Source organism: Sphingobacterium sp. LRF_L2 (genome assembly GCF_965644235.1).
Lineage (GTDB): Bacteria > Bacteroidota > Bacteroidia > Sphingobacteriales > Sphingobacteriaceae > Sphingobacterium.
The window spans coordinates 1-229 of the sequence record NZ_CBFFRI010000043.1 but is presented as its reverse complement, the minus strand read 5'-3'; the positions used below and the strand labels follow the sequence as shown (position 1 = coordinate 229).

Sequence of the window (229 nt, the reverse complement as noted above, 5' to 3'; positions counted from 1 at the left end):
ATCTATGAATACCGCTACCGCCTTGCTGACACGGGCGATGCAGGTTGGAGCGACCGTTTATCGACAACTTCCTCTCGAGGGAACATCATCGCTCCACTGCTGGTCGGGCAGACCTACGAGGTGCAGGTGAGGGCGCTGAACACCAAGGGTGTAGGCGACTGGAGCCAGACGGCGAGTATTTTGGTGCGTTAGTCAAATTCGCGGATCGGAATCGCGATCTGATCTGTTG

General features: G+C 56.3%; 1 protein-coding gene. It reads left to right on the top strand.

What is annotated here, in order from left to right:
• On the top strand, positions 1 to 192 hold a 192-nt coding region (locus tag ACSZOX_RS22455; protein WP_437922489.1), incomplete at its 5' end, for a fibronectin type III domain-containing protein.
• Between the last annotated feature and the right edge of the window lie 37 nt (positions 193 to 229).